Origin of the sequence: Sphingomonas flavescens (assembly GCF_030866745.1) — a bacterium.
GTDB lineage: Bacteria > Pseudomonadota > Alphaproteobacteria > Sphingomonadales > Sphingomonadaceae > Sphingomicrobium > Sphingomicrobium flavescens.
Genome location: NZ_CP133016.1, coordinates 1,859,386 through 1,881,664 on the forward strand (window position 1 = coordinate 1,859,386; position 22,279 = coordinate 1,881,664).

General features: G+C 64.4%; 26 protein-coding genes. 10 read left to right on the forward strand and 16 right to left on the reverse strand.

Annotated features, from left to right (window positions below):
• The first annotated feature begins 21 nt into the window (after positions 1-21).
• The 5 genes from QU596_RS09565 to QU596_RS09585 are packed head-to-tail and all read left to right on the forward strand — an operon-like array spanning position 22 to position 4,636.
• Positions 22-516 carry a hypothetical protein gene (locus tag QU596_RS09565; RefSeq protein WP_308515291.1) on the forward strand — a complete coding sequence of 165 codons (495 nt, stop codon included), beginning with the start codon at positions 22-24 and terminating at the stop codon, positions 514-516.
• 25 nt (positions 517-541) lie between these two features.
• Entirely contained in the window at positions 542-1,714 is a 1,173-nt protein-coding gene (gene rlmN / locus QU596_RS09570) for a dual-specificity RNA methyltransferase RlmN (RefSeq protein ID WP_420030909.1), read from the forward strand.
• Between the two features lie 49 nt (positions 1,715-1,763).
• A complete protein-coding gene (locus QU596_RS09575; protein WP_420030910.1) occupies positions 1,764-2,465 on the forward strand; it encodes a sulfite exporter TauE/SafE family protein in 702 nt (233 codons plus the stop codon).
• The gene (locus QU596_RS09580; protein WP_308515293.1) at positions 2,465-3,307 is read left to right on the forward strand and encodes an oxygenase MpaB family protein; all 843 of its coding nucleotides are present in this window, start codon (positions 2,465-2,467) and stop codon (positions 3,305-3,307) included. Before QU596_RS09575 ends, QU596_RS09580 begins: the two co-directional genes overlap by 1 nt.
• A gap of 48 nt (positions 3,308-3,355) precedes the next feature.
• On the forward strand, positions 3,356-4,636 hold the full coding sequence (locus QU596_RS09585; RefSeq protein WP_308515294.1) for a cyclopropane-fatty-acyl-phospholipid synthase family protein: 1,281 nt from the start codon (positions 3,356-3,358) through the stop codon (positions 4,634-4,636).
• Here QU596_RS09585 and QU596_RS09590 read toward each other — a convergent pair.
• Both QU596_RS09590 and QU596_RS09595 read right to left on the reverse strand, forming a co-directional pair.
• Complete coding sequence (locus QU596_RS09590; protein WP_308515295.1) at positions 4,633-5,376, reverse strand: EF-hand domain-containing protein; 744 nt, start codon at positions 5,374-5,376, stop codon at positions 4,633-4,635. The two genes, QU596_RS09585 and QU596_RS09590, sit on opposite strands and share 4 nt — an antisense overlap.
• Before the next feature lie 77 nt (positions 5,377-5,453).
• On the reverse strand, positions 5,454-7,001 hold the full coding sequence (locus QU596_RS09595) for a glycosyltransferase family 39 protein (protein WP_308515296.1): 1,548 nt from the start codon (positions 6,999-7,001) through the stop codon (positions 5,454-5,456).
• Positions 7,002-7,126: 125 nt separating this feature from the next.
• On the opposite strand from QU596_RS09595, the gene QU596_RS09600 reads away from it, so the two are divergent.
• Together QU596_RS09600 and QU596_RS09605 are read left to right on the forward strand one after the other, a co-directional pair.
• Positions 7,127-8,680, forward strand: coding sequence for a hypothetical protein (locus tag QU596_RS09600; RefSeq protein ID WP_308515297.1), 1,554 nt, complete (start codon positions 7,127-7,129; stop codon positions 8,678-8,680).
• A complete protein-coding gene (locus tag QU596_RS09605) occupies positions 8,677-9,702 on the forward strand; it encodes a glycosyltransferase family 2 protein (RefSeq protein WP_308515298.1) in 1,026 nt (341 codons plus the stop codon). Before QU596_RS09600 ends, QU596_RS09605 begins: the two co-directional genes overlap by 4 nt.
• Here the strand turns inward: QU596_RS09605 and QU596_RS09610 are convergent.
• A complete protein-coding gene (locus QU596_RS09610; RefSeq protein ID WP_308515299.1) occupies positions 9,636-10,364 on the reverse strand; it encodes a class I SAM-dependent methyltransferase in 729 nt (242 codons plus the stop codon). The two genes, QU596_RS09605 and QU596_RS09610, sit on opposite strands and share 67 nt — an antisense overlap.
• Positions 10,365-10,766 (reverse strand): GtrA family protein, encoded by a 402-nt coding sequence (locus QU596_RS09615; protein WP_308515300.1) that lies wholly within the window; start codon positions 10,764-10,766, stop codon positions 10,365-10,367.
• 46 nt (positions 10,767-10,812) lie between these two features.
• On the opposite strand from QU596_RS09615, the gene QU596_RS09620 reads away from it, so the two are divergent.
• Entirely contained in the window at positions 10,813-12,612 is a 1,800-nt protein-coding gene (locus tag QU596_RS09620) for an AcrB/AcrD/AcrF family protein (protein ID WP_308515301.1), read from the forward strand.
• Here QU596_RS09620 and QU596_RS09625 read toward each other — a convergent pair whose 3' ends face one another.
• From QU596_RS09625 to gluQRS, 10 genes are read right to left on the reverse strand one after another with little or no spacing between them, the layout of a single operon-like run.
• Positions 12,613-13,245 carry a MarC family protein gene (locus tag QU596_RS09625; protein ID WP_308515302.1) on the reverse strand — a complete coding sequence of 211 codons (633 nt, stop codon included), beginning with the start codon at positions 13,243-13,245 and terminating at the stop codon, positions 12,613-12,615.
• Complete coding sequence (locus QU596_RS09630; RefSeq protein ID WP_308515303.1) at positions 13,242-13,907, reverse strand: hypothetical protein; 666 nt, start codon at positions 13,905-13,907, stop codon at positions 13,242-13,244. The genes QU596_RS09625 and QU596_RS09630 overlap by 4 nt, the downstream gene beginning before the upstream one ends.
• The gene (folD, locus tag QU596_RS09635) at positions 13,904-14,776 is read right to left on the reverse strand and encodes a bifunctional methylenetetrahydrofolate dehydrogenase/methenyltetrahydrofolate cyclohydrolase FolD (protein WP_308515304.1); all 873 of its coding nucleotides are present in this window, start codon (positions 14,774-14,776) and stop codon (positions 13,904-13,906) included. The genes QU596_RS09630 and folD overlap by 4 nt, the downstream gene beginning before the upstream one ends.
• Positions 14,773-15,078 (reverse strand): YggT family protein, encoded by a 306-nt coding sequence (locus QU596_RS09640; RefSeq protein ID WP_308515305.1) that lies wholly within the window; start codon positions 15,076-15,078, stop codon positions 14,773-14,775. Before QU596_RS09640 ends, folD begins: the two co-directional genes overlap by 4 nt.
• A gap of 32 nt (positions 15,079-15,110) precedes the next feature.
• Positions 15,111-16,070, reverse strand: a complete 960-nt coding sequence (egtD, locus tag QU596_RS09645) for an L-histidine N(alpha)-methyltransferase (RefSeq protein ID WP_308515306.1) — start codon at positions 16,068-16,070, stop codon at positions 15,111-15,113.
• The gene (egtB, locus tag QU596_RS09650) at positions 16,054-17,295 is read right to left on the reverse strand and encodes an ergothioneine biosynthesis protein EgtB (RefSeq protein WP_308515307.1); all 1,242 of its coding nucleotides are present in this window, start codon (positions 17,293-17,295) and stop codon (positions 16,054-16,056) included. Before egtB ends, egtD begins: the two co-directional genes overlap by 17 nt.
• Positions 17,292-17,918, reverse strand: coding sequence for a flavodoxin family protein (locus tag QU596_RS09655; protein WP_308515308.1), 627 nt, complete (start codon positions 17,916-17,918; stop codon positions 17,292-17,294). Before QU596_RS09655 ends, egtB begins: the two co-directional genes overlap by 4 nt.
• A 43-nt stretch (positions 17,919-17,961) precedes the next feature.
• Entirely contained in the window at positions 17,962-18,522 is a 561-nt protein-coding gene (locus QU596_RS09660) for a cob(I)yrinic acid a,c-diamide adenosyltransferase (RefSeq protein ID WP_308515309.1), read from the reverse strand.
• Positions 18,522-18,728 carry a twin transmembrane helix small protein gene (locus tag QU596_RS09665; protein WP_308515310.1) on the reverse strand — a complete coding sequence of 69 codons (207 nt, stop codon included), beginning with the start codon at positions 18,726-18,728 and terminating at the stop codon, positions 18,522-18,524. The genes QU596_RS09660 and QU596_RS09665 overlap by 1 nt, the downstream gene beginning before the upstream one ends.
• 9 nt (positions 18,729-18,737) lie before the next feature.
• A complete protein-coding gene (gluQRS, locus tag QU596_RS09670) occupies positions 18,738-19,574 on the reverse strand; it encodes a tRNA glutamyl-Q(34) synthetase GluQRS (RefSeq protein ID WP_308515311.1) in 837 nt (278 codons plus the stop codon).
• 187 nt (positions 19,575-19,761) lie between these two features.
• On the opposite strand from gluQRS, the gene QU596_RS09675 reads away from it, so the two are divergent.
• A complete protein-coding gene (locus QU596_RS09675) occupies positions 19,762-20,328 on the forward strand; it encodes an HNH endonuclease (RefSeq protein WP_308517975.1) in 567 nt (188 codons plus the stop codon).
• 246 nt (positions 20,329-20,574) lie between these two features.
• A complete protein-coding gene (locus QU596_RS09680) occupies positions 20,575-21,081 on the forward strand; it encodes a response regulator (RefSeq protein ID WP_308515312.1) in 507 nt (168 codons plus the stop codon).
• On the opposite strand, the gene QU596_RS09685 is transcribed toward QU596_RS09680, so the two are convergent.
• Both QU596_RS09685 and QU596_RS09690 read right to left on the reverse strand, forming a co-directional pair.
• Complete coding sequence (locus tag QU596_RS09685) at positions 21,065-21,922, reverse strand: UTP--glucose-1-phosphate uridylyltransferase (RefSeq protein ID WP_308515313.1); 858 nt, start codon at positions 21,920-21,922, stop codon at positions 21,065-21,067. The two genes, QU596_RS09680 and QU596_RS09685, sit on opposite strands and share 17 nt — an antisense overlap.
• Positions 21,919-22,236, reverse strand: coding sequence for a hypothetical protein (locus tag QU596_RS09690; protein ID WP_308515314.1), 318 nt, complete (start codon positions 22,234-22,236; stop codon positions 21,919-21,921). Before QU596_RS09690 ends, QU596_RS09685 begins: the two co-directional genes overlap by 4 nt.
• Positions 22,237-22,279: the final 43 nt, after the last annotated feature.

A 22,279-nucleotide genomic window follows, 5' to 3' on the forward strand; every position in this document is an offset into this window, starting at 1 on the left:
AAGTGGCTAAGGCTGTTTTACTTGCTTCGACTTGCACCCTTCTTCTGCGCGCTGGTGCTTCCCAGTGCGGCTAGCGCGGGAATCCTGAGCGCTGGCGGTGCGTGGGTGGCGATCGATCGGGGCGCGAGTTGTGAAGCGCTGACGCGGTCCCTGAGGGTGGCGACAAAGGACAAGATCCAGGCGCTGGCCGGACTAACATTTGCCGCGGACGGCCGCCGCTGGGCGGAATTCCATGCGCGGCTGAGCCGAATCCCACGCGGCGACGCAAGCGTGATGCTGAAGATTGGCGACCAGCCATTCCTGCTGGTGACACGGAACGGCTGGGCGTGGAGCCGCGGGCCGCAGCAGGCGCAGGCGATTGTGGAAGCCTTGCGCGTGGCGACCACGATGAGCGTGGAGAGCCGCGATCAGGGAGGAAGTCGTTTCAGCGATCCCTATCTGCTCGATGGGGCGCCCACGGCCATCGATTCGGCGGCGGCCCGGTGCGCGCTTCGCAGCGCTGGCAAAATCCGTTGATCGTAACTAGATAGCGCGCCTCACCATGAGTGCCGACACCAACCTGATGCCCATTCCGGGCGCCGTCGACCCTGTGCCCGTGCCGCGGGCCGTGAAGCCGCGCGCCGACGGCAAGGTCGACCTGGTTGGTCTGTCGAAGGACGAGATCCGCGCTGCGCTGGAAGTGGCGGGGCTAGAGCCGAAGCAGGCGAAGCTGCGCGGCAAGCAGATTTGGCACTGGACCTACAATCGCGGGGTCACCGACTTCGCGCTGATGAGCGACATCGCCAAAGCGCAGCGCGGCTGGTTCGAGGAGCGGTTCGTAGTGTCGCGGCCGGAAGTGGTCGAGGCGCAGGTGTCGTCCGACGGCACGCGCAAGTGGCTGCTGAAGACCCACGACGGCCACGATTTCGAGATGGTGTTCATCCCCGACGCGGATCGCGGGACGCTGTGCGTATCGAGCCAAGTCGGCTGCACGCTCAACTGCCGGTTCTGCCACACGGGAACGATGGCGCTGGTGCGCAACCTGGAACCGGCGGAGATCGTCGGGCAGGTGATGTTGGCGCGCGATGCGCTGGGCGAATGGCCGAGCCAGCCGGAAGGCCGCATGCTGACCAACATCGTCATGATGGGCATGGGCGAGCCGCTTTACAATTTCGACAATGTCCGCGACGCGCTGAAGATCGTAATGGACGGCGATGGGCTGGGCCTGTCGCGTCGGCGGATCACGCTGTCGACCAGCGGGGTCGTGCCGATGATGGAGCGCGCGGGTGCGGAGATCGGCGTGAACCTTGCCGTATCGCTGCACGCAGTGACCAAGGAAATCCGCGACGAGATCGTGCCGCTCAACCGCAAGTACGGGATCGAGCAGTTGCTCGAGGCGTGCGCCGCTTATCCGGGCGCGAACAACGCACGGCGCATCACGTTCGAATACGTGATGCTGAAGGACAAGAACGACAGCGACGAGCATGCGCGCGAGCTGGTGCGGCTGATCCGCCATTACCGGCTGCCCGCGAAGGTCAATCTGATCCCGTTCAACCCGTGGGGCGGCGCGCCTTACGAATGCTCGTCGGACGAGCGCATCCGCTCGTTCAGCAACATCATCTTCGAGGCGGGCATCTCGGCGCCGGTGCGGACTCCGCGCGGCCGCGACATCGACGCCGCCTGCGGCCAGCTGAAGACCGCGGCCGAACGGAAGCGCCGCAGCGCCGCTGCCTGATCCAAGCGTCATCGCATTGGCTGCTGGCGCAGGATTCGTCGGCGGTGCGATGAACGCGCTTGCCGGCGGCGGCACCTTCGCCACCTTGCCCGCGCTGATTGCGCTGGGCCTCCCCGCCAATGTTGCGAATGCGACCTCCAATGTCGCACTGCTGCCAGGCGCCGCAGCGAGCGCCGCCGAATATCGCGACGAACTCGAGCCGGTCGGCGGCATGTCGGTGCGAATGCTGGCGGCGATCACGTTTGTCGGCGGGCTGGTGGGCAGCGTGCTCCTGGTTCTGACCCCGAGCCGAGCATTCGACTTCATCATTCCGTGGCTGCTGTTCGTCGGGCTGATCGCGATGCTGTTCGGACAGCGCGCGTCGGCCTGGCTCCATGAGCGGGTGATCATCGGCCGGCCAACCCTCGTCACCGCGCAATCGCTGCTCGCGATCTACGGCGGCTATTTCGGCGGAGGCGTGGGCCTAATGATGACCGCGACCTACGGATTGCTGGCCGGCGCGCATCCGCGATCGCTGTTTGCTGCGCGGACCTTGATGCTCGCGATCGCCAATCTTGCTGCGGCGATGGTTTTCGCCAGCGTCGGCCTCGTGCGTTGGGCGGCGTGCGTGCCCATGCTGGTGGGGGCGATCCTCGGTGGCTGGCTCGGTGCCAAGCTGGGCAAGCGCCTACCCCTCGGACTGGTGCGGGCGTGGACATTGGCGGTCACTGCAGCGACGACGCTCGTTTTCTTCGTGCGAGCCTACGGTTGATGCTGACCCCGATCCGCCGCGCGTTGGTGAAGCAGGTTCGCAGCACCTTCAACGACCGCTCGAAAGGCGAGCGGCCCGTCGCGCGATCGGATCACGCGCTGTTCGCACCGGATTCGGTTGTGTGGCGCGTGCACGGCGACGTGACCTCCATGATGGCCGGCGGGATCGCCGCGCTGCTGCTGCAGATGCTGCATCCGAAAGCGCTCGGCGGCGTGTGGGATCATAGCGACGTGCAATCCGACATGATCGGACGCCTGCGTCGGACCGCGCGGTTCATTGCCGTCACGACGTATGGCGAGCGCGACGCCGCGCTAACGGCAATCGATCGCGTGCGACGCATCCACGATCAGGTCGGCGGGACGCTGGCCGATGGCACCCGGTACCAAGCGGGCGACCCGCGTCTGCTGGCTTGGGTGCATGTCGCCGGTGCGATCATGTTCTTGGACGGCTGGCGCCGCTACGGCGAGCCGCGGATGAGCGCGGGAGATCAGGACCGCTACTTTGAAGAAAGCGGCGAGGTGGCGCGGCTGCTTGGCGCCGATCCGGTGCCGCAAACGCGTAGGGCGGCTGAGCGCATGCTTACTGACTTTCGTGCGGAGCTGAGAACTGACGAGCGAACCCGCGCTTTCCGCGACTTCGTCCTGCGCGCGCCGGCACCAAGCCTGGGCGAAGTGGCCGCGCAGAAATTGCTCATGCAGGCGGCCGTCGACCTGCTCCCGCATTGGGCGCAGCGGATGCACGACGTCCGGCCGCTTCCCTTCTCCGCGCCGGCGATCCGCGCGGCGACATTCGGCCTGGCGGGTACCTTGCGTTGGGCCTTTGCGCACGAGGCCTATCGCTAGCTGCAATGGCGTGGCAATCGGCGCCAGCGGAAATGGAGTTTATAGCGCATGTCCCTGATTGGCCGGTTCATCGACCAGATCCTTCCCGTCGGTAGCATCACCCTGATCCAGGCGGATGGCAGCCGCGGGACCTACGGGCCAGGCGGGGGGAAGAGCATCACCGTCAAGCTCCACGATAGGCGCGCGACCTTCGAACTGTTTCGCAATCCGCGGCTCAAGCTCGGCGAGCTATACATGGACGGCCGGCTGACGATCGAGGACGGCACGATCCTCGACCTGCTTGAACTCATCGTCGGGGCGCAGCCGTGGGAACAGGGCGGCCGCAAGGCGCTCGGCAAGGGCAAGGCGGGTAAGCTCAAGTCACTGTTCCGTCGCAACCCGGTCGGCAAGGCCCGCAGCAACGTCGCGCATCACTATGACATTGGGAATGAGCTGTACGCGCTCTTCCTCGACGACGACCTGCAGTACAGCTGCGCCTACTTCACCAATCCGAAAAACAGCCTGGAGCAGGCGCAGGCCGACAAGAAAGCGCACATCGCCGCCAAGTTGAACCTGAAGCCGGGCCAGCGCGTGCTCGACATCGGCTGCGGCTGGGGCGGGATGGCGCTATATCTGAACCGCGTTGCCGACGTCGACGTGCTCGGCGTGACGCTATCCGAAGAGCAACTGAAGATCGCGAAGAAGCGGGCGGCGGATGCGGGTGTTGCAGATCGCGTGAAGTTTCAGCTGATCGACTATCGCGAACTCGACGGCCGGTTCGACCGCATCGTTTCGGTCGGCATGTTCGAACATGTCGGCGCGGCGCATTATGACGAATTCTACTCCAAGTGCCGCGAACTGCTGACGGACGACGGCGTGATGTTGCTTCACACGATCGGCAAGCTTGGCGGCGCCGGTACGCCCGATCCCTTCACCGATAAATGGATTTTTCCCGGCTATCATCTGCCGAGCCTGTCGCAGATGTGCTCGTCGAGCGAGAAGGTGCGGATGATCGTCGGCGACGTCGAGACGCTACGCCTGCATTATGCCTACACACTGCGTCACTGGCTGGACCGCGCGACGAAGAAGCGTGCGGAGATCGAGCGGTTGTACGACGCGCGCTTCTTCCGGATGTGGGAATTCTACCTGGCCGGCGGTATTGTCATGTTTGAAAGTGGCGCCGCCTGCAATTTCCAGGTGCAATATGTGCGCGACCGGCACGCAACGCCGATCACCCGTGACTACATGTTCGAAGTCGAGAAAAAGTACCGCGAGGCCGAGGCGGGTGCAAAACCGGCGCCGGCGAAGAAGTCGCGCGGCGCCGGAAAGAAAGTGGCTGCGAAGACCTAGCTATGGCGTTCCATGCGCATGATGCGGACGTTCTTTCGTTCGTCCGGGGTGATCTTACCGTCGTGATTGGCGTCGGCGCGATCGAAATGCGCGAAGGCCGCCGCCTGCGCTTCGGCAAGCGAGACCCGGCCGTCATGGTTGGTGTCGGCCATGTCGAACATCTTCCCGCCGAAGCCCATGCCGCCCATGTGCATCATGCGCATCTTCATGCCGCCGTGGCCCGGCATTTCAGGCATCGCGCCAGGCGCCATGGGACCCTTGCCGTCGCGCATGACGATCACGCGCTGCTCGCGGATTTCGGGACGGCCGGCCATGAATTCCTGACGGCTGATGCTGCCGTCGCGGTTGGTGTCGAGCCGGTCGAAGGCGGCGCCGCGATCGCCCCGGCCCATGCCCCGCTGGGCCATGCGCTTTTTCATCTCCGGGCCCATGGCCATCATCTTCTGATGCGTGGCCTGAATTTCCTCTCGCGTTAGATAGCCGTCATGGTTCGCGTCGAGATGCGCGAACATCCGCGCGACATGCTCGCTAACCTCCGCGCGGGTCATCGGCTTGTTCATCATGATCATGACGTTCGGCTGTCCCCGCCGCACCATCGGCGCCTGGGGTGCGCGCGGAGCCATCGGCGGCGCGACGGTCGTGCCCTGCGCGACCCCTGGCGGCGGAGCGACCTGAGCGACAGCCGGTGCGACTGCGACGACCATGACGGCGACTGCGCTGCCCATCAAAAGCTTGTTCATGGATGCCTCCTCCACTGATCTTGAGGAATGGCTAACCCTCACAAGCTTTCTGCAATTTGAACGAGGGCGAAACGACTTCAGCGCTTGCCGTAGGGGCGCACCGAGATGTCATTCCACTTCTGCTCGATACCCGGTCTGCGCACCGCCGCCAGAGCGTGCGGCAGATCGCTCGACGGATCGAAGACGCCGCTTTGCCGCGAGACGAGCCAGATCGTCGCAATTTTTTGCACCGCAGGATCATGGACAACGGCGTTGGCCTGTTTGGCGGTCAGTGAGACGACCGCCGGCGAACCCGCCCGGATCGGGCCCCTGAACCCGTTGGCGGGATAGTCGCCGGGCAGGCCGCGTATCGGCAGCCGGCTTCCTGCTTCGAGCAAGGGCAGCGCGCTGTCATTGGGGTATACCCACACCTGGTCACCTGGGCGGACATGAGTTCGAAGATAGGCGCTCACCTCATCCCATGGCTCGGTTGACGGCCGAAGCGCGACTTGGACTGCGGCCGGCATGATCGTGATAACCAATGCCGCGCCGAGCACTAACCGCTCGCGCGATGAAGGGACGCGCGCGAGTGCGCCCGCAATCGCCAGGTAGGCGGGGATCAGCGTGGGCGTCAGCGTGCGTGGCAAAAACACCGGCATCGCCAGCATCGATATGGCGATGGCCAGCAGTGGCGGCCCCCACCACAGCAATAGGATTGCGCGGTCCGCAGTCCAGCCGGTTTGCTCGACCGCCCGCTGAAACGCGCGCTTGGCAAGCAGGACGATGGTCAGCGCGGTGACCGCGGAACTGATTGTCAGAACCTCGACTGGGATTGTGTACAGGCCCAGCAATTGCAGCATCATGCTTGGTTGCCAGCTGAGCCAGCCGCTGCCCCAGTCGCCGGCGCGCTGCGCCATCATCAAAAGGCAAGGAACGTACAGCGCGACGATTAACGCAGCCGCACCGGCGCCGAGCAAAAAACGTCGGCGGTCGAGACCGTTTACTAACGCCGGCGCCAACGCGACCGCGAGGCATGCGGCGTACAGGAGACCGAGACCGTGCGCCCATAGTCCCAGTTCGGCGCCGACAATCAGTGCGAGCCAGGACGTCGCCGTGCCGGGGCCTTCGCAAAATTCCCGAGTCAGGCGAAGGACGCCGAGGGTGGCAGTCGCATAGGCCAGGATGAGGAGTGGATAGGGACGAGCCTCTGCGCCCATCAGCACCAGCATTGGCGATGCCGCTGTCAGGCACATGGCGATGCCCGAGCGCAGCAATGGCCGGCCCGATGGGTTCTGCCGCTCGAGTTCGTTGCTTGCAGCAGCAACGATCGGGATCGTCACCAGCGTGAACAGCATCGACAACGAACGCAGGGCCATGCCGCCATCGCCGGCCAAGGCGCGCCACAGTTTTAGGATCGAATAATAAAATGGCGGGTGTGGTTCGTACTTGGGAACTTCCGACCAGAGGACAGTCCAGCTGCGTGATGAGAACCAGGCACTGTAGGCTTCGTCCAGCCAAAGCGGGCGGCCGATGGCGCCCAACATCCGCAAGCCAAGCGCCAGCAACGTGAGGGCAGCAGCGACCTGCCATGTTGAAAAGCGCACACCGTCGGATTTCGTCGGGGCAGTCAGGGTAATTGATGACACGGCGTCCATGTTGTGCCGGTCGTAGGGCGAAGATGGTTAATAGCTTGTAATTCGACGCGCCCCAGATGGACAATTGAGCAAGCCCCGCTAGGACGCCGCGAGCGTTTCATGGCGGGCATGTGAACATGGGGGCTTCGGCCGCTCAGGAAATCGAAACGGCCGAGACGGCGCGCCCGTGGTGGGAGCGCCGCTGGTTCCTCGCGCTTGTCGTCCTGTCGACCGCGATCCCGCTGCTCTATCCGCCGATACCGCCCCTGGTCGATCTGTTCGGCCACATGGGCCGCTATCGGGTCGAACTCGACCTCGCCACCTCGCCATATCTGCAGCGCTATTACGACTACCATTGGGCTGCGATCGGCAATCTTGGCGTCGATCTGCTTATCATCCCGCTCGGCAAGCTGATCGGCCTGGAACCGGCCATCAAGCTGATCGTGCTGGCGATCCCTCCGATGACCGCTGCAGGATTCCTGTGGTGCGCGCGTGAGGTGCACGGCCGCGAGCCGCCGACCGCCTTCTTCGCGCTACCCTTTATCTACGGTTACCCGTTCTTATTCGGCTTCGTGAATTTCACCTTGTCGGTGGCGCTGGCCTTTCTCGCGTTCGGTCTCTGGTTGCGGCTGGGACGGCTGGACAAGACGGTGCTGCGTGGCTGGCTGTTCGCGCCAATCTCGCTGATCATTTTCTTCTGCCACACCTATGGTTGGGGCCTCCTCGGGCTCATGTGCTTTTCGGCCGACGCGGTACGCATCCATGACCGAGGACGGACGTGGTGGCGCGCCGGGATCGAAGCCGCGCTGCACTGCTCGGTGATGGCCCTGCCGCTCGCAGTGATGCTGCTGTGGCGCAGCGAAGCGCACGGCGGGCAAACCATCGACTGGTTCAATTGGAAGATCAAATGGCGATGGATCTATGCCGCGCTGCGAGATCGCTGGAAATGGTTCGATATCGGCTCGCTGGTCGTGCCGCTGCTGGTGTTTCTGTACGCGATCTTCAGCCGCAAGCTGACGCTGTCGCGCAACCTGGCCTTCTCCGCCATCGTGCTGGCGATCGCGTTTGCCGCAGTGCCGCGCATCGTTTTCGGTTCGGCCTACGCCGACATGCGGCTTGTTCCGTACCTGATGGCGGTGATGATCCTCGCCATTCGTTTTCCCGGCGCCCCCGACCGGACGACGGCCCAGGTGCTGGCCGTGCTAGGACTGTTGTTCTTCGCCACGCGGACGGTGGCAAATACGGTAAGCCTCGCCTGGGCGGCTAACGATCAAACAGCGAAATTGCGCGCGATCGACCTGATGCCGCGGGGCGCGCGCGTCATCAGCCTGGTCGGGATGACCTGCGCCGAATATTGGCCTCCACTGCGTAATGGTCACCTTGGGGCGATGGTCATCGTCCGGAAGGACGGTTTCTCGAACGACCAGTGGCTGCTCGAGGGCGTCAACCTGCTCGACCTCAAGTATCGACGCGCCGGCTACTTCGCCGCCGATCCGTCGCAGCTGGTGCGGCCCAACAATTGCCGCGACAATCTTCATCGGCAGGTGAATGAGTCTCTGCGCAACCTGCCGCGCGACGATTTCGACTATGTCTGGCTGATCGATGCGCCGGCGTACGACCCGGCGACAGTGTCCGATATGCGGTTGGTCTGGCGCGGGCCGGGGACTGTGCTCTACAAAACGCACCAATGACCGCGCTGTCGATCGTCGTTCCCTGCTTCAATGAGGAAGCATGCCTGCCCGAGCTGCATCAGCGGCTAAGCGCGGCGGCGCGGATCGCGGTTGGCGATGATCACGAGATCGTTCTCATCAATGACGGTTCGCGCGATGGCAGCTGGGCAGCGATGGAACAGCTTGCGGCGAGCGACCCGCACGTCGTGGCGATCAACCTTTCACGGAACCATGGGCACCAGCTGGCACTGACAGCTGGGCTCGACCTGTGCTGTGGCGATGCAATCCTCATCATCGACGCCGACCTTCAGGATCCACCGGAACTGCTGTCGCCGATGCTGAAAACCATGCGCGAGCAGGATGCCGACGTCGTCTATGGCGTGCGCAAGAGCCGCGCCGGCGAGACCGCGTTCAAGCGCGCGACGGCGCACGGCTTCTATCGCCTGCTGTCGCGCGCCACCGAGGTCGATATCCCGCTCGACGCGGGCGACTTCCGGCTGATGAGCCGCCGTGCGCTCGATGCCTTGCTAGCGATGCCGGAACAGGCGCGATTCATCCGCGGGATGGTCGCGTGGATCGGTTTCCGGCAGGTCCCATTCGCTTACGACCGGCAGGAACGCTTTGCGGGCGAGACCAAATATCCGCTGAGCAAAATGGTGCGTTTCGCGCTCGACGCACTGACAGGATTTTCGTCCGCGCCGCTGAAGCTGGCCAGCCATGCCGGTCTTGTGCTGTCCTTCGGGTCGGTGCTTCTGGTCCTGTATATCGCGTACGCGTGGATGTCCGGGCAGAGCATCCAGGGTTGGACCTCGCTGATGCTCATCGTCGTCGTGCTCGGCGCGATTCAGATGTTCGTTCTGGCGCTGATGGGCGAATATATCGGCCGCCTCTACAATGAGGCGAAGCAGCGGCCGCTGTACATCGTGCAGGAGATCGCCGGCGGCGACCGGATCGCGCGCAGCGATGCCCGGCTCGGCTACCTCGCCGAAGCGACGGCGAACAGCGACAGGCCGGGCGGCAAGGGCAGGCGCCCGACCGCGTAGCGCTCGGCTTCGAATACCTTCTCCAGGACGGCGTTGAGCGGCTTGGGCGGCAAAGTGACGTCACCGCTGTCTTTGCGCCGCAACTTCGACGCGGTCCGCTCGGCGACGGCCAGCGGGAACAGCAGGCTGTTGAAATAACCGAGGCGGTCGATCTGAAGCGGTGAACCGTCAAACAATTGGCGCAGCGAGCGCTTGGAGTAGCGGCGCTTGTGATGATTGACGACATCGTGCGCCGTCCACATCCACTGGTGCGCGGGCACAGTCATGATGAATTTGCCGCCGGGCTTCAGCTTGGTCGCGATCGAGGCCAGCGCCGCGACATCGTCCTCGATGTGCTCGATCACATCGAACGCCCCGACCAGATCGTAATGACGATCTGCGACGCCGTTTAGCTCCGGCAACGGCGAACTCATGATTTCACGGCCGAGCCGCTGCGCAGACATTTCGCGCGCTTCGTCGTCGAGCTCCAGACCGTCGACATGGCCAAAGCCAGCTAGCATCGAAAGATTATGGCCAGTGCCGCAGCCGAGTTCCAAGATGCGCGCATCGGGACCGGGGCGGACCTCGCGGCGGATCAGGTCGGCGATGATCCGGCGGCGCGCGCGGTACCACCAGTGCCGCTCGTCGAGCTCGGCCATTTGCTGATAGACGACGCGTTCCATTTAGCGGAACACCAGCTGGCGGTTCAGCGCAAAGGTCGCGAGCGGCGTGACGAAGATCGCGGGGACGAGCGGCCACCAGGTCGGCCCGTGCATCGGACCGGTCAGGACCCAGGTGAAAATCTCGTTCAGGACGAAACCCGAGCTCTGCACCAGCAGGAACTTGATCTTCAGCCGGTGGTCTTCCTGCGCGCCGTGGCCGCGGAAACTCCACCGGCTATGCGCGACGAAGCCAAGGCTGACCGAAACGAGGAAGGCGATGACCACCGCCACGACGGGCGGCATCACGTAGGTCGCCAGCACCCAGTAGATGACCGAATAGACACCCGCGAGTGAGAAGCCGACCACGGCAAACCGCATAAGCTGACCGACGGTTTCATGTTGAAGGTTTAATCTGGAAGCCATGCCCCGGCTGCTTGCCGTTTAGAATCAGACGGCTAGAGCGCGAAACATGGAGCAAAGCAAGGCGGGGGATTGGGAGGCGCGCGCCCTCGATTGGCTGGGTCGCAACTGGAAGCTCGTTACCTTCCTGGTCTGGCTGGGCTTTTCCATTTGGTTCATCGCCGACAAGTGGCAGCAGATCCGCTGGTTCGGGCTTGGCGACACCGACGATAACATGCGGATCATGCAGGTCCGGGCCTGGATGCATGGGCAGGGCTGGTATGACCTTCGTAACTACCGGCTGAACCCGCCGTTCGGCGCGAACATCCACTGGTCGCGACTGGTCGATCTGCCCATTGCCGGACTTATTTTTGGCCTGAGGCCGTTCCTTGGCGGCGCCGGCGCGGAGCGCTGGGCGGTCGCGATCGCCCCGCTGCTACCCTATCTGGTCCTGTTGTTTGCGCTGGCGCTGACCGCGCGGCGATTGCTCGGCCACACCGCCTATCTCATCGCTTTCCTGGCCCTGTTTTTCGCCGGGTCGACCAACGGCATGTTCATGCCCGAGCGGATCGATCACCATGGCTGGCAGCTTGCGCTGCTCGCGATCAGTATCGCCGGGATTGCCGATCCGAAGAAGGTCCGAGGGGGTTTCACGCTTGGGCTCTCCAGCGCGCTTTCATTGGCGATCGGGCTTGAGATGATCATCTATCTTGCGCTCGCTGGCGTGGCGATGGTGCTGTTCTGGGTCGACGACCGCGAGGAGCGCGCTCGGCTACTCGCTTATGCGGTATCGCTGAGCGGCGCGACGGCCCTCGGCTTCCTGGTGTTCGCGTCCAACGACAATTGGGGCGCCGTCTGCGACGCCTTGTCGCCGGTTTGGCTGTCCGATGCGCTAGTCGGCGGTGCACTGATGTTCGGACTGGCTTGGCTGTCCCCGCTCGATTGGAAGCGTCGATTGCTGCTCGCGATCGGTGCCGGTGCCGCTATCGCCGGCTGGCACGCCTTGATGTTCCCGCACTGCCTCCAGCGGCTTGAGGGCGTGTCACCCGAGGTCGAGCAGCTTTGGCTTAGTCACGTGAAGGAGGCGAGACCGATCTACCGTCACGGCTGGCGCATCGCGACGTTGATTCTCGCCTTGCCCATCACTGGACTGATCGGCTGGGGTTTGACCATTTGGATGCGGCGCTCTGACCGAGAGCTTTTGCGGCGCGTGATCGGCGCCGCAGTTCCCGGTCTCGCCGCCACCGCGCTGCTGCTTTGGCAGACGCGCACAGGCCCCGCCTCGCAAATGATGGCCGTCGTCGGCGCCGCGGCCTTCGCCTGGTTCCTGCTGCCTCGTGCGTGGCACAGCAGTAGCCCGATTACCCGAGTCTTGGGCGGCGCGCTGGTCGTGATCTGCGCCGCCGGTGCCATCGTCCCGATGGTCGTCGGTTATATACCGGAGGCCAAGGCGAGTGCGCGAGACAAGGCCATTGGCAAGGCCAACCGTCTGTGCGGATCGATGTGGGGCCTGCGCCCGATCGCGCTGCAGCCAAAAGGCCGCGTGTTCACCTTCATCGACCTCAGTCCCCGGCTCATCACGGTCACGCATCACGATGCCGTGGCTGGTCCCTACCACCGCAACGGCCAGCAGATCGCGGACGTGATGAACTTCTGGCGCGGGCCTGAGGCCCAGGCCCACCGCATCGTCCAGAAGTACAGGTCGGACTATGTGCTAAGCTGCCCGAACAGCTCGACGACGACGATCTTCGCGGCAGAAGCGCCAAAGGGATTTTACGTCCAGCTTCAGCAGGGCAAGCTCCCGGCGTGGCTGAAGCCCGTCCCGCTGCCAAAGGATTCGCCGTTCCGGATGTGGCGCGTGGTCGGCTGATCAGCCGAGCACGTTCGGAAAGCTTTGCTTCAACCCATCGACGATGAACTGCGCTGCCAAGGCAGCCAGGATGACGCCGAGGATGCGCGTGATCATCGCCTCCAGCTTCTCGCCGATCAGTCGCATCAGCGGTCCCGCGGCGAGCAGAGTAAGCATCGTCATCAGCATCACGACGGTGATCGCGGCGAGGACAACGATGACGTGGGTCGGGGTTTCGGCCCGTGACACCCAAAGCATGGCGCTGGCGATCGAACCGGGCCCGGTGATCATCGGAATCGCCATCGGGAAGACACTGATGTCCTCCGCCTCGGGCGTGCCCTCGATTTCCTCGGCACGCTTTTCGCGCCGTTCGGTCCGCCGTTCGAACACCATGTCGAGCGCGATCATGAACAGCATGATGCCGCCGGCAATGCGAAAGCTGGCGAGGCTGATGCCGAGCGCATGGAGCATCGGCCGGCCGAGCAGCGCGAAGAACATCAGGATCGCCCAGGCGATCAGCACCGACCGGACCGCCATCGCGCGGCGATGCGCCGGGGGCGTGCCACGCGTGAGGCTGGCGAAGATCGGCGCGCAACCCGGCGGGTCGATGATGACCAGAAAGGTCACCAGGGCCGATCCGAACAGTTCGATCATTTGGTGCGTGGGGCCGGAATCTCATCGGACAGCACTTGGGCATAGGAACGGCCGTTCCACTGGAAGACCCGGAGCTTGCGCGAGCCGTCCTTCTCGACCTTCCAATCCCAACCCACGCTTCGGTCCGCCGACTGGCCACGACCGCTGTCTTCAGGCGTCTGCCGCGCTTCGCGGTTCGTCAGTGGGGGCGGGGCAGAGATTGGCGCGCCGGGGGCCTTACGTGCGCAGTTCGCACGTTTAACCTCGACCTTCATGCCCGGTGTGCTGGTGCCCTCCGGATATTCGCCGCCACCGTCGTAGACCCAGCGCCATCCGCGGGGTGTCCGCTGCCAAACAGTGGTGAAGAAGCCGCCCAGCTTGTCGTCCTGCTTAAACCAGGGGCCGGTGTTCACGGCGGTGCGCCCATCGCAGGAAACGAAGCTGCGCGCTGGGCGCCAGGTGATGGCGTTGGGCGGGTCTTTCAGAGTCTTGAGGAAGGTGCTCGCCCAAACTGCCTGCGGCGTGAACATGACCGCATCCCGGTCCGCCCATTTGCGGAAGGCGCTCCACTGGCCGATCCGCTTCGCGTCGCGGGCGAAGGCATGTTCAGCGTCAACGGCGGTGACCACGCGAGCGGGCGCCGCCGGCGCCGTTGCGGTGGCAAGGAGGAACGCGATCATCATAAGCTTTTCTCATAAGAATAGCCTTCGCGCCGCGCAGCGGAGACGAAGGTGTTGCGGATCAGCATGGCGATGGTCATCGGACCGACCCCGCCAGGGACAGGCGTAATCGCACCTGCGATTTCCGATGCAGATGTGAAGTCGACGTCGCCGACCAGGCCGGCCTCGGTGCGATTGATGCCGACATCGATTACGGTCGCCCCCGGTTTCAGCCAATCGCCGGTGATCATGTTCGGACGACCGACGGCGGCCACGACGATATCCGCGCGGCGGACCACTTCGGGCAGGTTCCGCGTCCGGCTATGCGCGATGGTCACGGTGCAACTCTCGCGCAGCAGCAGCAGCGCCATCGGCTTGCCCACGATATTGGACCGGCCAACCACGACCGCATCCTTGCCAGACAGCTCCCCGAGCTCGGCCTGAAGCAATCGCAGGCAGCCAAGCGGCGTGCAGGGCACGAAGCCGTGCAGCCCGATCGCAAGGCGGCCGGCATTGACCGGGTGGAAGCCGTCGACGTCCTTGTCAGGCGAGATGCGGGTGATGATCACTTGCTCGTCGATCTGCGGAGGAAGCGGTAGTTGAACGAGGATGCCATCGACCGCAGGATCGGCATTCAGCCGGTCGACCAGCGCCACCAGTTCGTCCTGGCTTGTCGTCGCTGACAGACGGTGTTCAAACCCCTGCATACCCGCCTGCTCCGTCGCGCGGGCTTTAGAGCGCACGTAGACGGCGGACGCGGAATCGTCGCCAACTAGAACGACCGCCAAACCGGGAACCCGCCCGACCTGCTGGCGGAAGGCATCGACTTCGGTGGCGATGCGATCGCGGATGCCCTGCGCTGCGGCTTTCCCGTCGATCCGCTTCGCGGTCATGTGAGGGTGTTGCCGGCTTCCATCAGAATGCCCGGAAGAACCTTCGACCGGAGAACGCCGATGATCAGCAGGATGACGAGCGGCGAGAAATCGATGCCGCCGAAATCGGGCAACAAGCGCCGGATCGGCCGGTACAGCGGCTCGGTCATCCGCTCCATGGCGCCAATGATCGTGCGCACACCGTTCGAGTGCACGTTGATCACGTTAAACGCGATGAGCCAGCTGACGATCACCTGCGCTATGATGACGTACATCGCCACGGCGAGGATGAGGTCGATGATTCCAATGACGGCGTAAATCATGCCCTGCGCTTAGCCGCGCCGCCCCGCGGCGGCTAGGGGGCGAAGCGGTTCGGTTCGGCCACCGCCAGGATCTCGGCAAAGTCTCCTGCCGGGTCGGTCCACTCGGCGATCGGTGTCCAGCCGCCAGCGAGCATCAGCACTCGGCCGCCACGCTGGCCGTATTTGTGGCTGTTCTCGACATGGATCGATGAGCCTTCTGCGAAGGTGAAGGTGCGCCCGTCGATGATAAACCCCACGTCGCGCAGCGCGACGAGGTGAATCTCGATCCGCGACAGGATGTCGTTCCAGCGCGCTTCGTGGCGGAAGGCATCCTCAGGGATGTCGGCGTCCAGCTCGCGATTGATGCGCGTCAGTAGGTTCAATGAGAATTTCGCAGTTACACCCTCGGGATCGTCATAGGCGGCGATTAGGCGATCAACCGGCTTTACCCGATCCATCCCGATCAGCAGCTGTGACCCAGGTCCAAGCAGGTCGCGGAACTGCCGCAGCAGGTCGGTCGCGCTGCGGGGCACGAAGTTTCCGATGGTGGAGCCGGGGAAGAAGCCGAGCTTCGGGCGATCGTCGAGGCCGCCGGGCAGGGCGAAGGGCCGGGCGAAATCGGCGGTGACCGGGATGACCTCAACTTGAGGGAAGCTGGCCTGAAGATCGGCAGCGCTCTGCTCGAGATAGTCGCCGGAGATGTCGACGGGCACGTAGGCCGAGGGTTTAATCGCGTCGAGCAGGATTGGCGTCTTGGTCTGTGACCCGGCGCCGAATTCGACGACCACGGCGCCCTTGGGAACGCGTGAGGCGATGTCATCCATGATGGTGTGGAAAATCGCGGTTTCGGTTCGTGTCGGATAGTAGGACGGGAGGCGCGTGATCTCGTCGAACAGTTCCGACCCGCGACGGTCGTAGAGCCAACGGGCCGGGATCGAGGGAATAGGCGCGGCGAGCCCCGCCAGCACATCATCGTGAAACTGCTGTGCCTGTTGATCAACTGTCGCGAGCAAGGCGGACCCCTGTGAATTGCCAGCGCGCGGCGGGCGGGAAGAAATTGCGGTAGGAAGCGCGGCTGTGCCCGCGCGGGGTGGCGCAACTGGCGCCCTTCAGCACGAACTGCCCACACATGAATTTGCCATTATATTCGCCGACCGCGCCTTCGGCGGTGGTGAACCCGGGGTAGGAAGCGAATGCGCTTTGGGTCCATTCCCAGACATCGCCGAACACGCCGCCGCCGGGACGCGGCATCACCGCGGCTTCCGCGTCGAGCTGGTTGCCAATGGCCGGATCGGCACCGCTGGCGAAATCCTCCCATTCGGCTTCCGTCGGGAGTCGGGCGTTGGACCAGCGGGCGAAGGCGTCGGCCTCGAAATAGCTCACGTGCGCAATTGGAGCCGCGCGGTCGATCTCGCGTCGTCCGGCGAGCGTGAACTCGGTGCCGTCGTCATTCCAGTAGAGAGGCGCGTTAACGGCGTCGCGCTGCACCCAGTCCCAGCCTTCGGACAGCCACAAGGTCGGAATGCGGTAACCGCCGTCGGCGATGAAGTCCTGCCATTCGCCATTGGTCACGCGCCGCGTGGCCATCTCATGCGGGTGGAGCAGGATGCGGTGGCGCGGCCGCTCCGAGTCGAAGGCGAACCCGGTGTCGGACGCGCCAATTTCCACAACGCCGTCGCGCCCGCGGTGCCAGGCCAGAGGCTCGACACCGAAGCAGGCCGCCGGTGGGGCTTCCGCGTAGGCGGGCTCCGTCGGATTGGCGGCGAAGGTTGCGAGGATGTCCGTTAGGAACAGTTCCTGATGCTGCTGCTCATGGTTGATGCCGAGCTCGATCAGGTCGAGGGCTGCGGCGGGCAGATTGGGAAGCGCCTGGACCAGCGCCTCGTCGACGTGCGCCCGATAGGCGCGAACCTCGTCGAGCGACGGGCGCGAGAGCATGCCGCGGCGTGGGCGTTCGTGGCGGGGTCCTTCGGCTTCATAATAGCTGTTGAACAGGAACGCGAAGCGATCGTCGAAGGCGCGGTAGCTGGGCACGTGATCGCGCAGCACGAAGGTCTCAAAGAACCAGGTCGTGTGGGCCAGATGCCATTTTGCCGGCGAAGCGTCCGGAAAGGGCTGGATCGTCGCATCGGCGTCCGACAGCGGCGCAGCGAGATCGAGCGTCAGCTTGCGCGTCGCGAACAGCCGGTCGCTGAGCGCGCCGGCCGCGAACGTCGATCGGGCTTCGGGCCGGTTCATTTGCTGGGCTTCATCCCCGGATAGTTTCCGCCCTGTAACATAGTGGCGAGATGCGCGGCATTCGAGGCCAGCATTTTGGCGGTCTCCTCGACCTGTTTTGGCGTCTTCTTGAGATCCTTGAAGTCGACCTTCCCCATCGCTTCGCCGACCCAGTAGCAGGCGGCTGCGGCCGGGATGGTCCAGCCAACGTCATTCAGCGCCTGAAACAAGGTGGCGCTGATATGGTGCGCGCCATCCTCGTTGCCGACGATCGCGCAGACCGCGACCTTGCCGTAGGCGGGCGTCCGCGACGCATCGTCGGTCTCGCTGAGGAAAGCGTCCATGCGTTCGGTCACGCGCTTGGCGATGCTCGACATCTGGCCCATCCACACGGGCGTGCCGAGGATAAGGATGTCGGCGTCGAGCACCTTCTTGCGGATTTCGGGCCAGTCATCCCCGTCGCCTTCGTCCGAGCTGACGCCCGGCAGGACATTGAAGTCGGCGACGCGGATCGTCTCGGTCAGCTCGACATCATGATCGACAAAATGCTTCGCGAGCAGGTCGATCATTGCGTCGGTCGAGGATTTCTCGCCACTGCTGCGCTTGAGCGTGCAGTTGAGCGCAATTGCTTTCAATTTTGCCATGCGGCCCGAACGTGCCGGGGCGCGGAAGGTGCCGAACTGGGGCTTAGTCCCGTGTCGCGCCCGGCTTCCACAACACTTCGCCGCCCTCTCGTCCGGCGACAAAGCGCGCCGTGACAAAGAGATGGTCGGACAAGCGGTTCAGGTAGGCGAGGACCTGCGGGTTGAGGGGCTCGGCCTCGTTGAGCGCGACCGCTGAGCGCTCCGCCCGCCGAACGATCGCGCGGGCGAGGTGGAGGGCGGCTACGGTTGCCGATCCGCCTGGCAGAATGAAGCTTTCCAGCGGCGCCAGGCCCGCGTTCATGACGTCGATGTCGCGCTCCAGACGCTCGACCTGCGAGCCGACGATGCGGAGCGCGCCCTCGATCTTGCCAGGCGTTGCGACGTCCGCGCCGAGATCGAACAGGTCGTTCTGAATCTCTGTATACTGGTCGGCGATCGCGTCCTTCTCGAGCACGGCGATGGCCATGCCGATCGCGGCATTGGCCTCGTCGACGTCGCCGATGGCGGCCATGCGCAGGCTCGACTTGCTGACGCGGCTGCCGTCGACCAGTCCCGCCGTGCCCTTGTCGCCCGTGCGGGTGTAGATCTTGTTGAGCTTGACCATCAGTGACCGGCTTGGCCGGCCACGACCAGGATCAGGACGATGATGACGATCGCCACGCCCTGGAACAGCACGCGCTTGCGCATGTAATTCTGCTGCTGCTCGCCGGTGAGGTCTTTGCCGGACGCCATGGCGATGACGCCGCGGACGAGGACGTAGGCCGTGGCGGCCATGGCCAGCACGAGCAGGATGATGAGGATGGGGGTCATGGGCGCTATTTAGGCGTCCTGAAGGCGAAAGCCAGACGGCACTTCGCCCGCGAGAAGCTGGCGGACAAGCGTTGGCCCATCGACGCCGGCGTCCCGCATTGCCGCGAGTGTCGGCGCGAGGTCGCGCTTGGCAAGGCGGCGGCCGTCGAGGTGGGTGATCAGCGGGTGATGGAGGTAGGCCGGCTCGGGCAGGCCTAGCAGTTGCTGGAGCAAGCGCTGGATCGGTGTCGATGGGCGCAAGTCCGCGCCGCGCACGACCATTGTCACGCCGCTCTCCGCGTCATCCACGACGCAAGAAAGGTGGTATGAGGCGGGCGCATCCTTGCGGGCGAGGATCGCGTCGCCGATGTCCTCGGCTTTGGCGCTGAAGGTGCGGCCGTCATGCTCGGTCCATGTTGGCAGCCCGGTCAGCTCAAGCGCCGCCGCCGAATTTAATCGCCAGCTATGCGGCGTCGACGCGCGCCGTTCCGGATCGTCGGGCAGATGGCGACAAGTGCCGGGGTAAGACGTGGCAGCATCGCCGTGGGGCGCGGTCAGCGACTGGGCGATGTCGGCGCGGGTGCAGAAGCAGGCGTAGGCCAGGCCTCGGGCACGCAGATCGTCGCGCGCGGCCTGATAATGCGCGGTACGCTGCGATTGCACCAGCACCGGTTCGTCCCAATCGATGCCGAGCCAGCGCAAATCCTCGAAGATGCCATCGACGAATTCCGGCTTGCAGCGAGTCTGATCCAAATCTTCGATCCGCAGCCGAAAGCTGTCCCCCGCCGCTCGGCCGATGGCCGCGCTGTAAGCATGGCCTAGATGCAGCCGCCCCGACGGCGACGGCGCGAAACGCGTAACAATCATGTGAATTGTGCCGCAAAGGACTCTTGACGGTGAGTCATGGAAAGTGGTGTCATGCGCATGTCACGCCGGGTTGGCATCCGGAGGGCAACAAGGGAAGATGGGCCGCACCGCCCTCTCCACCTTGAGTGCGACGGGGCCGGAGAGCAGCAGTTCGGTTCGAACCGAACGAAAGGCTGTTCGCGCGTCCATGTATCACCCCGAACTCATCCGCCATCCCGAAAGCTGCCCGGCGCTGGTGCTCAACGCCGACTACACGCCGCTGTCCTATTACCCATTGTCGCTGTGGCCCTGGCAAACGGCGGTCAAGGCCATGTTTCTCGAACGCGTTGACGTCGTCGCGCATTACGAGCGGGAGGTGCACAGCCCGAGCACGGCGCTGAAGCTGCCGAGCGTCATCGCTCTGCGGCAGTTCGTGCGGCCGAACGAGTATCCAGCGTTCACCCGCTTCAACCTGTTCCTGCGCGACAAATTCCAGTGCGTGTACTGTGGGACACGGAAGGAGCTGACCTTCGATCACGTCATCCCGCGCGCTTATGGCGGGCGCACGACGTGGGAGAATGTCGCGACCGCCTGCGCCCCGTGCAACCTGCGGAAGGGCGGCCGCACTCCGGTGGAAGCGCATATGCACATCATGCGCGAACCGATCCGCCCGACCAGCTGGCAGCTGCAGGAACATGGCCGCGCCTTCCCGCCCAATTACCTGCACCAGAGTTGGCGGGATTATCTCTATTGGGACGTCGAGCTCGAGGCATAGGCGCTTGCGCGGGAATGACCGGAACTGACTTGTTCTTTGGAGCCGTGGCACTGTTTGCTGCGCTAAAGCTCGTGTTCGGGCTCCGGAGTGGAGTCACGTGGTACTCGACCGGGTGGGTATTCCGCGAAAAAGAACCGTCAAAATTTTGGACGAGCACCACGGGTGCGGCCGCGGCGTTGCTCGCATCGTTGACAGCACTATACTTCTTAGCGCGCCGTTAACCATCTTTGCGTAGCGCTATTCCCGATGGACATTCGTTATCCTGAGCCTGACGAGCGACGGCGCATTCTGGTGGTGGAACCCAATCGGACCAACCTCGGCGTGATCGCCCGCCGGCTGGCTGAGGCCGGCTATCGGGTGACGACTGCCGACAGCGGCGCGACAGCCATTGCGGAGCTGTACCGCCTGCCGATCGATCTGGTCCTTGCCGAGTTGAACATGCCGCGGATGAGCGGAGCGGAATTAGCTCGCGCGATCCGCGGCGAGGTTCAATGGAACGAGCTGCCGATCATGCTGATCACCGGCAAATCGGATCCCAAGGGCGCCGTTAACGCCTATGAGAGCGGCGCGGACGATGTGATCCTGAAGCCCTTCCACTTCGAAGTGCTGCTTGCGCGGATCGAGCGGCGCATCCAGCGCGCGCGGGCGGTCAGACGACTGCAGGAAGACAATGCGGCGCTGGATGCGCGCGTGGTCGAACGCGCGATCCAGATCGGCGAGCTGAAGGACGCGCTGGCTAACGCCCGGCGATGAACTCGCGCACGGCCGGCGCCACATCGCCGCGCTCCAGCGCCATGGCCAGATTGGCAATCACAAACCCCGCCGCGCTGCCGCAATCGTAACGCTGGCCTTCGAAACGGAAGGCATGGAACGGCTGCTGGCCGATCAGCTTGGCCATGGCGTCGGTCAGCTGGATCTCGCCGCCCGCGCCGCGCTCCTGCGCGTCCAGCGCGCGCATGACTTCGGGCTGCAAGATGTAGCGTCCGGGGAGCATCAGTCTCGACGGCGCCGTGCCGGGCGCGGGCTTTTCGACGAGTCCACGGATTTCGGTCAGCGGTCCATCGGTCGCGCCCGGATTGACGACGCCATATTGGTGGGTCTGATCCTCGGGCACTTCGAGCGCGGCAACAAGATTGCCGCCGACGCGATCATACGCCTCGACCATCTGCGCGAGGCAATTGGGCGTGCCGTACATCAGCTCGTCGGGCAGCAGCACCGCGAACGGCTCGTCGCCGATAATGTGCCGCGCGCACCACACCGCGTGGCCAAGGCCGAGCGGCTGCTGCTGGCGGACCGTCACCACCTCGCCGAAGCTGGCGTTGCTGGGCTCCAAAATGTCGAGGCTCTTGTTCTTGCCCTTGAGCGTCGCCTCCAGCTCGAAGGCCTGGTCGAAATAGTCGACTAGCGAGGACTTGCCGCGGCCGGTGACGAAGATCAGCTGCTCGATCCCCGCCTCGCGCGCTTCGTCGACCGCATATTGAATGAGCGGACGGTCGACGACCGTGATCATTTCCTTGGGAATGCTCTTGGTGGCGGGCAGGAGACGCGTGCCGAGGCCAGCGACCGGGAAGACGGCCTTGCGAACTTTGGTCATTTCGGTGTGCTTTGTCCCATCTGATTGGACGTCGGGTCGGCACCGGCGGGAAGCGAGGGCGCCATCCCGCCGGCGGGTGGCGGCAGGTCGAACGGGTCGGATTGGCGTGGCTGCGAACGCTTGACCAGCTCATCGACGCGCTCGGGCCGGGCATAGGCCGGTGCGGTCAGGAGCTGTTCGGGTGTCGGCGTCGTGCGGGCCATCAATGGCTTGACCGGAAGCGCATGGCCAGGCGCCGGCTTCAGGCTGGCTTCGCGACCGCATCCGGCCATTGCCAGCAGGCTCCCGATCACCACAATCCGCTTCGCCGTCATGGGGTCCGAGTAGCCGCTCGCCGCTCGATGCGCTAGCGCATGC

Excerpts from the sequence above, each read along its gene's own strand:
- rlmN (WP_420030909.1), top strand. The coding sequence starts at position 542 with ATGAGTGCCGACACCAACCTGATGCCCATTCCGGGCGCCGTCGACCCT.
- QU596_RS09575 (WP_420030910.1), top strand. The coding sequence starts at position 1,764 with ATGAACGCGCTTGCCGGCGGCGGCACCTTCGCCACCTTGCCCGCGCTG.
- QU596_RS09580 (WP_308515293.1), top strand. The coding sequence starts at position 2,465 with ATGCTGACCCCGATCCGCCGCGCGTTGGTGAAGCAGGTTCGCAGCACC.
- QU596_RS09585 (WP_308515294.1), top strand. The coding sequence starts at position 3,356 with ATGTCCCTGATTGGCCGGTTCATCGACCAGATCCTTCCCGTCGGTAGC.
- QU596_RS09590 (WP_308515295.1), bottom strand. The coding sequence starts at position 5,376 with ATGAACAAGCTTTTGATGGGCAGCGCAGTCGCCGTCATGGTCGTCGCA.
- QU596_RS09600 (WP_308515297.1), top strand. The coding sequence starts at position 7,127 with ATGGGGGCTTCGGCCGCTCAGGAAATCGAAACGGCCGAGACGGCGCGC.
- QU596_RS09605 (WP_308515298.1), top strand. The coding sequence starts at position 8,677 with ATGACCGCGCTGTCGATCGTCGTTCCCTGCTTCAATGAGGAAGCATGC.
- QU596_RS09610 (WP_308515299.1), bottom strand. The coding sequence starts at position 10,364 with ATGGAACGCGTCGTCTATCAGCAAATGGCCGAGCTCGACGAGCGGCAC.
- QU596_RS09615 (WP_308515300.1), bottom strand. The coding sequence starts at position 10,766 with ATGGCTTCCAGATTAAACCTTCAACATGAAACCGTCGGTCAGCTTATG.
- QU596_RS09620 (WP_308515301.1), top strand. The coding sequence starts at position 10,813 with ATGGAGCAAAGCAAGGCGGGGGATTGGGAGGCGCGCGCCCTCGATTGG.
- QU596_RS09625 (WP_308515302.1), bottom strand. The coding sequence starts at position 13,245 with ATGATCGAACTGTTCGGATCGGCCCTGGTGACCTTTCTGGTCATCATC.
- QU596_RS09630 (WP_308515303.1), bottom strand. The coding sequence starts at position 13,907 with ATGATGATCGCGTTCCTCCTTGCCACCGCAACGGCGCCGGCGGCGCCC.
- folD (WP_308515304.1), bottom strand. The coding sequence starts at position 14,776 with ATGACCGCGAAGCGGATCGACGGGAAAGCCGCAGCGCAGGGCATCCGC.
- QU596_RS09640 (WP_308515305.1), bottom strand. The coding sequence starts at position 15,078 with ATGATTTACGCCGTCATTGGAATCATCGACCTCATCCTCGCCGTGGCG.
- egtB (WP_308515307.1), bottom strand. The coding sequence starts at position 17,295 with ATGAACCGGCCCGAAGCCCGATCGACGTTCGCGGCCGGCGCGCTCAGC.
- QU596_RS09655 (WP_308515308.1), bottom strand. The coding sequence starts at position 17,918 with ATGGCAAAATTGAAAGCAATTGCGCTCAACTGCACGCTCAAGCGCAGC.
- QU596_RS09660 (WP_308515309.1), bottom strand. The coding sequence starts at position 18,522 with ATGGTCAAGCTCAACAAGATCTACACCCGCACGGGCGACAAGGGCACG.
- QU596_RS09665 (WP_308515310.1), bottom strand. The coding sequence starts at position 18,728 with ATGACCCCCATCCTCATCATCCTGCTCGTGCTGGCCATGGCCGCCACG.
- gluQRS (WP_308515311.1), bottom strand. The coding sequence starts at position 19,574 with ATGATTGTTACGCGTTTCGCGCCGTCGCCGTCGGGGCGGCTGCATCTA.
- QU596_RS09675 (WP_308517975.1), top strand. The coding sequence starts at position 19,762 with ATGTATCACCCCGAACTCATCCGCCATCCCGAAAGCTGCCCGGCGCTG.
- QU596_RS09680 (WP_308515312.1), top strand. The coding sequence starts at position 20,575 with ATGGACATTCGTTATCCTGAGCCTGACGAGCGACGGCGCATTCTGGTG.
- QU596_RS09685 (WP_308515313.1), bottom strand. The coding sequence starts at position 21,922 with ATGACCAAAGTTCGCAAGGCCGTCTTCCCGGTCGCTGGCCTCGGCACG.
- QU596_RS09690 (WP_308515314.1), bottom strand. The coding sequence starts at position 22,236 with ATGACGGCGAAGCGGATTGTGGTGATCGGGAGCCTGCTGGCAATGGCC.